This is a genomic window from Bradyrhizobium sp. Arg816, assembly GCF_029989365.1.
Taxonomy (GTDB): Bacteria; Pseudomonadota; Alphaproteobacteria; order Rhizobiales; family Xanthobacteraceae; genus Bradyrhizobium.
Window position 1 is genome coordinate 1 of record NZ_JAPRAQ010000203.1, and the last position, 456, is coordinate 456.

The 456-nt window shown below is 64.5% G+C and carries 1 pseudogene; it reads left to right on the forward strand.

Annotated features, from left to right (window positions below):
* Positions 1-456, forward strand: a pseudogene (locus OWC48_RS46520) (glucan biosynthesis glucosyltransferase H); the annotation flags it as partial.

Sequence of the window (456 nt, forward strand, 5' to 3'; positions counted from 1 at the left end):
CGGCTGGGGCATCTACATTGCGCCGACGCTCGGCGGCAGTTTCGAGGAAGTGCCGCCTTCGCTGTTGGATTTCGCGGCGCGCGATCGCCGGTGGTGCCAGGGGAACCTGCAGCATCTCGCCGTGTTGCCGACGCGCGGATTGCACTGGATTTCGCGCCTGCATTTCATGACCGGGATCGGTTCGTATATCACCGCGCCGCTCTGGTTCACGTTCCTGCTGCTCGGCATACTGATCTCGCTGCAGGCCCGCTTCGTCCGCCCCGAATATTTTCCGAAGGGGTTTGCGCTATTTCCCAACTGGCCGGCGCAGGACCCCGTTCTCGCGGCCTGGGTGTTCGGCGCCACCATGGCGCTTCTGATCGTGCCGAAGCTGCTCGGCTTTCTGTTGCTGTTGACGCAGCGGGAGACGCGACGGCGGTTCGGCGGCGCCATTCGCGCTTTCCTCGGCGTCATCGT